This window comes from Pseudoalteromonas sp. SCQQ13, assembly GCF_015864415.1.
Lineage (GTDB): Bacteria > Pseudomonadota > Gammaproteobacteria > Enterobacterales > Alteromonadaceae > Pseudoalteromonas > Pseudoalteromonas nigrifaciens.
Genome location: NZ_JADYXG010000026.1, coordinates 34045 through 40044, shown reverse-complemented (window position 1 = coordinate 40044; position 6000 = coordinate 34045). Strand labels below are relative to the sequence as shown.

General features: G+C 40.3%; 6 protein-coding genes and 4 tRNA genes. All 10 read right to left on the bottom strand.

Annotated elements, in window-relative coordinates:
- Nucleotides 1–167: 167 nt before the first annotated feature.
- The 10 genes from I6F41_RS16525 to lolB all read right to left on the bottom strand — a co-directional run bounded on the left by I6F41_RS16525 (nt 168) and on the right by lolB (nt 5919).
- A tRNA-Met gene (locus tag I6F41_RS16525) sits at nt 168–244 on the bottom strand.
- 5 nt (nt 245–249) lie between these two features.
- Nucleotides 250–324, bottom strand: a tRNA-Gln gene (locus tag I6F41_RS16520).
- A gap of 36 nt (nt 325–360) precedes the next feature.
- Nucleotides 361–445, bottom strand: a tRNA-Leu gene (locus tag I6F41_RS16515).
- A gap of 66 nt (nt 446–511) precedes the next feature.
- A tRNA-Met gene (locus tag I6F41_RS16510) sits at nt 512–588 on the bottom strand.
- A 319-nt stretch (nt 589–907) separates the two neighbouring features.
- Entirely contained in the window at nt 908–1999 is a 1092-nt protein-coding gene (ychF, locus tag I6F41_RS16505) for a redox-regulated ATPase YchF (protein WP_011327737.1), read from the bottom strand.
- Between the two features lie 52 nt (nt 2000–2051).
- On the bottom strand, nt 2052–2636 hold the full coding sequence (gene pth / locus I6F41_RS16500) for an aminoacyl-tRNA hydrolase (protein WP_011327738.1): 585 nt from the start codon (nt 2634–2636) through the stop codon (nt 2052–2054).
- An 18-nt stretch (nt 2637–2654) separates the two neighbouring features.
- Entirely contained in the window at nt 2655–3269 is a 615-nt protein-coding gene (locus tag I6F41_RS16495; protein WP_011327739.1) for a 50S ribosomal protein L25/general stress protein Ctc, read from the bottom strand.
- A 170-nt stretch (nt 3270–3439) separates the two neighbouring features.
- A complete protein-coding gene (locus I6F41_RS16490) occupies nt 3440–4387 on the bottom strand; it encodes a ribose-phosphate pyrophosphokinase (protein WP_011327740.1) in 948 nt (315 codons plus the stop codon).
- Nucleotides 4388–4474: 87 nt separating this feature from the next.
- Nucleotides 4475–5329, bottom strand: coding sequence for a 4-(cytidine 5'-diphospho)-2-C-methyl-D-erythritol kinase (gene ispE, locus I6F41_RS16485; protein ID WP_011327741.1), 855 nt, complete (start codon nt 5327–5329; stop codon nt 4475–4477).
- A 2-nt stretch (nt 5330–5331) separates the two neighbouring features.
- Nucleotides 5332–5919 (bottom strand): lipoprotein insertase outer membrane protein LolB, encoded by a 588-nt coding sequence (gene lolB, locus I6F41_RS16480; RefSeq protein WP_086998003.1) that lies wholly within the window; start codon nt 5917–5919, stop codon nt 5332–5334.
- Nucleotides 5920–6000: the final 81 nt, after the last annotated feature.

Below are 6000 nucleotides of genomic sequence, written 5' to 3'. Positions count from 1 at the left end.
AGAGAGACTTGAACTCTCACAACCGAAGTTACTGGAACCTAAATCCAGCGCGTCTACCAATTCCGCCACTCCCGCATTACTTTGTGTTATTAAACACTAGGTAGTTATTTTAAACTCTTCATTGAGCTGCAATTTAACTCTTGCAGAGCCATTTCTAAAAGAAGAAATGGTGGCTAAGACGGGATTTGAACCTGTGACCCCATCATTATGAGTGATGTGCTCTAACCAGCTGAGCTACTTAGCCATTGTTGGCTGGGATACCAGGATTTGAACCTGGGAATGCCAGGATCAAAACCTGGTGCCTTACCGCTTGGCGATATCCCAACAAAAACAATTGATAGTTTTAATTCTTATCAAGAATGGTGCGGAAGGAGAGACTTGAACTCTCACATCCTAAGATACTGGAACCTAAATCCAGCGCGTCTACCAATTCCGCCACTCCCGCATTACTTTGTGTAATTAAACACTAGGTAGTTATTTTAAACTCTTCATTGAGTAACAAAAAAAATAATGGTGGCTAAGACGGGATTTGAACCTGTGACCCCATCATTATGAGTGATGTGCTCTAACCAGCTGAGCTACTTAGCCATATTTTTTCGTTAGCACTTCATCGCTGAGTGCGGGGCGTATTATGCTGATATGGCCCAAATTCGTCAACACCTTTTTTGCAAAAAAACACTTAACTTGGTTTGTTTGCAGGAAAAGTAAGCTAAGCGGCTAAAATTTAGCATAAATGCTGTTTTTTTAGCTGCATTAAAAACACTAAACTTAAACTTATTCGCAGTTCTTCAATTTTGCTAAACAAATACAGACGTTAAAAAACCACAGCAGGTATTAAAGAAATAAAAAAGGCTCGTAAAAACGAGCCTTTAAAATCATCACCACACTAAATTTGGGTAATGTATATTTATACGTTGAACAAGAAGTTCATTACATCGCCGTCTTTTACAATGTACTCTTTACCTTCTTGGCGCATTTTACCTGCTTCTTTTGCGCCGCTCTCACCCTTAAAGGCAATAAAGTCGTCAAAAGCAATCGTTTGTGCGCGAATAAAGCCACGCTCAAAGTCGGTATGAATTTTACCTGCTGCTTGTGGCGCAGTTGCACCTACAGGAATAGTCCATGCGCGTACTTCTTTTACGCCTGCTGTAAAGTAGGTTTGTAATTGCAGTAATTCATAGCCACCACGAATAACAAGGTTAAGGCCTGGCTCTTCTAAACCAAGATCAGCCATAAACTCAAGCTTGTCTTCTTCATCTAGCTCAGAAAGCTCAGATTCAATAGCAGCACATACAGGAACAACAATCGCATCTTCTGCTGCGGCAATAGCGCGTACAACATCAAGGTATGGGTTGTTTTCAAAACCATCTTCAGCAACGTTAGCAATATACATTGTTGGTTTGATAGTTAAAAAGTTAATAGAGCTGATAGCTGCTTTTTCTTCTTTAGTTAACTCTAAAGAACGTAATGTTAAGCCTTCATCAAGGTGTACTTTTACTTTTTCAAGTACTGCATTTTGCTCTTTTGCGTCTTTATCGCCACCTTTAGCTTTTTTAGCATTACGGAACGATGCTTTTTCAGCGCTGTCCATATCGGCAAGCACTAATTCAGTGTTTATAACGTCAATATCATCAGCAGGGTCAATAGTGCCAGCTACGTGAATAATATTATCATCATTAAAACAGCGAACTACGTGGCCAATGGCGTCAGTTTCACGAATATTAGCTAAAAACTGGTTACCAAGACCTTCACCTTTAGATGCGCCTTTTACTAAACCGGCAATATCTACAAACTCCATACTTGTTGTAAGAATGCGCTGTGGGTTTACAATTTTAGCAAGTGCGTCTAGGCGAGGATCAGGCACTGGTACCACACCTGTATTAGGCTCAATGGTACAAAAAGGAAAGTTAGCGGCTTCAATACCCGCTTTTGTTAATGCATTAAAAAGTGTCGATTTACCCACATTAGGCAAGCCAACAATGCCACATTTAAAACCCATAGTAAGATACCTTGTTTAGATTCGTTTAAACGGCGAACTTGTACCCAAGTTACTAGGGTTTAAACGAATGTAGTCTGTTTTGTGCTTTTAACACACCATCTTTTGCAAGTATTTCCATGCAGCGTACCGCTTCATCAATGGCAGCATCCATTTTTTCTTGGTCTGCTTTGGCCGCTTTTCCTAGCACCCAACCAGTTACCATTTCACGATGCCCCGGATGACCTACACCAATGCGCAAGCGCATAAAGTCTTTTTGATTTGCCATTTTTGCAATAATGTCTTTTAAGCCATTATGACCGCCGTGTCCGCCGCCTTTCTTTAATTTGGCAACGCCAGGTTCTAAGTCTAATTCATCGTGGGCAACTAAAATGCTTTCCACAGGAATTTTGAAAAAATTAGCTAAACTACCGACCGCTTTACCACTTAAGTTCATATAAGTAGTGGGGATCAATAATTTGAATTCTTGATCTTGAATAATCACTTTACCTGTAAGGCCGTGATATTTAGGATCGTGTTTTAGAGTGCAGTTATAGCGTGCAGCGAGTTGCTCAATGAACCAAGCACCTGCATTGTGGCGTGTGTTTGCGTATTCGGGGCCTGGATTAGCCAGGCCCACAAGCATTTGAATAGAATTCAAGGTGTTAAGCCTTAAATATTATTCTGCTGCGTCTTCAGCTTCATCTTCAGTTGGAGCTGATTTGTTAGCTTTAACAATTAGGATAGACTGATCGTGACCAGGACCTTTTGCTAAATCTATTGATGAAACGCCAGCTGGTAATGCAACATCAGAAATATGTAGAGAATCGCCTGCAACTAATTTTGAAACATCTACTGTTACGAAATCAGGGATTGCTTTAGGGAAACAAGAAATTTCGATTTCAGTTAACTGACGAACAACAGTTGTACCAAGTTTTTCTACAACGTCTTCACCAACAAAGTGGATTGGAACAATAGTATGTAGCTTTTGGTTTGCATCGATACGTTGGAAATCAAGGTGTGTAACTTTAGGCTTGAAAGGGTGACGTTGAATATCTTTTAGGATAGTTTCAACAGACTCGCCGCCAATATTAAGTGTAAGAATTTGCGTGTAAAAACCTTCGCTTTCTTGAGCTTTAATCACATCTTTATGATCTAAAGTGATTGAAGTAGCTTCTTTGTTTGCGCCGTAAACGATAGCAGGCACTTTGTCTTCGCGACGTAGGCGGCGGCTCGCACCAGTACCAGTTTGCTCGCGAAGTTCTGCGTTATATACATAAGTTTTGTTTGACATAATAGTTTCCAATAATTAAAAGTATAGGGCCTTTGCGACCAAGGTCCCTAGCCAAAAGGCGCGCTATCATAACATCGCCCCCCAGCAAAATATATAACAGTTACGAAAAAAGCGCCAAAAGGCGCTTTTTAAAATTAAAGTTACTTAGCTTCGCTAAAGTAGATCTTTAATTAATGCTCAAACATTGCAGAGATAGACTCTTCGTTACTAATACGACGAATAGTTTCTGCAAGCATGTCGGCAAGTGTAAGTACTTTAACAATATTAAGTGCTTTAAGCTCTGCAGACAGTGGAATAGAGTCAGTTACAATAACTTCGTCAATCACTGAATTGCGCAAGTTTTCAGCCGCTTTACCCGAAAGAATAGGGTGAGTAGCATATGCAAATACGCGCTTAGCACCGTGTTCTTTAAGTGCTTCAGCTGCTTTACATAATGTACCGCCGGTATCAATCATATCATCAACGATAATACAATCACGACCTTCAACATCACCAATAATATGCATCACTTGAGAAACGTTTGCCTGTGGGCGACGTTTATCAATAATAGCTAAATCGGTATCGTTTAGTAGTTTTGCAATAGCACGCGCACGTACAACGCCACCAATATCTGGAGATACAACAACAACGTCGTCAAAATGACGTGCTTTCATATCTTCAAGTAAAACAGGGCTACCAAATACGTTATCTACAGGTACATCAAAGAAGCCTTGGATTTGCTCAGCGTGTAAATCAACCGTAAGAACGCGGTCAACACCTACACTAGATAAGAAATCGGCAACGACTTTAGCGGTAATGGGTACACGGGCAGAACGTACACGACGATCTTGACGAGCATAACCAAAATAAGGAATAACGGCAGTAATACGACCGGCAGATGCACGACGTAGAGCATCAACCATAACGATAAGTTCCATAAGGTTATCGTTTGTAGGGGCACAGGTTGATTGTAAGATGAAAACATCCGATCCACGAACATTTTCATTAATTTGAACACTGATCTCACCGTCGCTAAAACGGCCAACAACAGCATCGCCTAATTCAATATATAAACGTTTTGCAACTTTTTGAGCTAACTCAGGTGTTGCGTTACCAGCGAAGAGCTTCATGTCAGGCACGGTAGGGTTCCTCAGGCACTGAATTTTTGGACTAACAGGCAATAATTAAACCACTGCGTGTTAACTTATGACTACTTGTACGTTACTTCAATCAAATATGGCGGCTAACTCCGTATGAGCGGGAGAAGTATTAACGCTTGATGCGATAAACCCCTGCCAAGTATGGGGGAGATTAGCAAGTACATCTTGTGCTTGAACTTGCGTAGCAAATTCTACAAAACAACATGAACCTGTTCCGGTCATCTTTGATGGAGCGTATTTTAGCAACCACTGCAGGGTTTTTTCAACCTCGGGACACAGCTTTTTCACTAAAGATTCGCAATCGTTAGTTAAAATATGCTGTTGCCAGTCTCCTGAAATTTTTGGCGTGTCGCGTTTTAGTTCAGGATGAGTAAATATTTTAGCAGTACTTACATGTTGATTAGGGAAGACCACACAATACCACTTTTGCTCAAGCATTACTTGTTCTAATTGCTCACCAATCCCATGCGCTATGGCGCTTTTACCATGTATGAATACGGGTACATCGGCACCTAGTTGTAAGCCTAAATGAGCTAATTCATCTAAACTGAGGGCTGTTTTCCACAACTTATTTAAGGCTAATAATGTGCTGGCAGCGTCTGATGATCCACCGCCAACACCGCCGCCCATTGGCAAACGTTTAATTAAATTTATTTTCACGCCTTGCTTTATTTTGCACTGTGTTTGCAATAATAAAGCCGCTTTATAGATAAGGTTGTCGGTTGTGGCTATGCCATTTGTGTCGCCGGTAACAATAATTGCAGGTAAATCGCTTAACTCAAAACTAAGTTCGTCGCCATAATTTAAAAACGTAAACAGGGTTTCTAGTTCATGGTAACCGTCATCTCGGCGGCCATTAATATGTAAAAAAAGATTGAGCTTTGCCGGCGCAATAAGTGAAAATGAAGTGATATTATTCATGGTTAATTAAACTGCCAATCGTAGAGTTGAATTTTAATTTTAATTTTTTGATGGGTTAAGGTCAGTCTGCTGGGAAGCCAGTAGCCGCTTTTTTGCACAAAGCTAGCGTACTCAATTTGCCATTTTTTACCTGTACTATCAAACCATAATACGCTTTTAGCGCGGCCTAATTGATCAACCTTTAAAGTTTGGTCATCAATGGTGCCTTTTAACCAACTGTCGGCGTTATTTACCGGTAAAGCAAAACCGGTTAAACGTTTTAGTAATGCCGTTGCATTGGTGTCAAAATACTGCTCGCCATCATAGTTTAGTTCTGCCGTATTTGCAGTTTGTTTGAGTGACAATATACGTGTACCAATAAAAGTGGTGAGCACTAAATTATTGTTATTTTGGCTCTGTTGCCAGTTTAAGTTTGCAGATTGGCGCTCATCGGGGCTAATAAAAGCAAGTTTACCTTCTACTTGCCAAATACTTTGCTCAGCAAGATGTGTTTTCCAGTTTTCGTAAGTGGTTGTTTCTAAGTTTCTTTTTTGAGCGCAGCCGGCTAAAAACAAGAAAAACATAGCTAAAATAAAATATTGTCGAATCAAATGTTGCTCCTTACTTTCCATATTCCTGAGATTTTTGATAAAATTGCGGCCTTTAAAGTAGGGCTCATCAATATTTGGCAA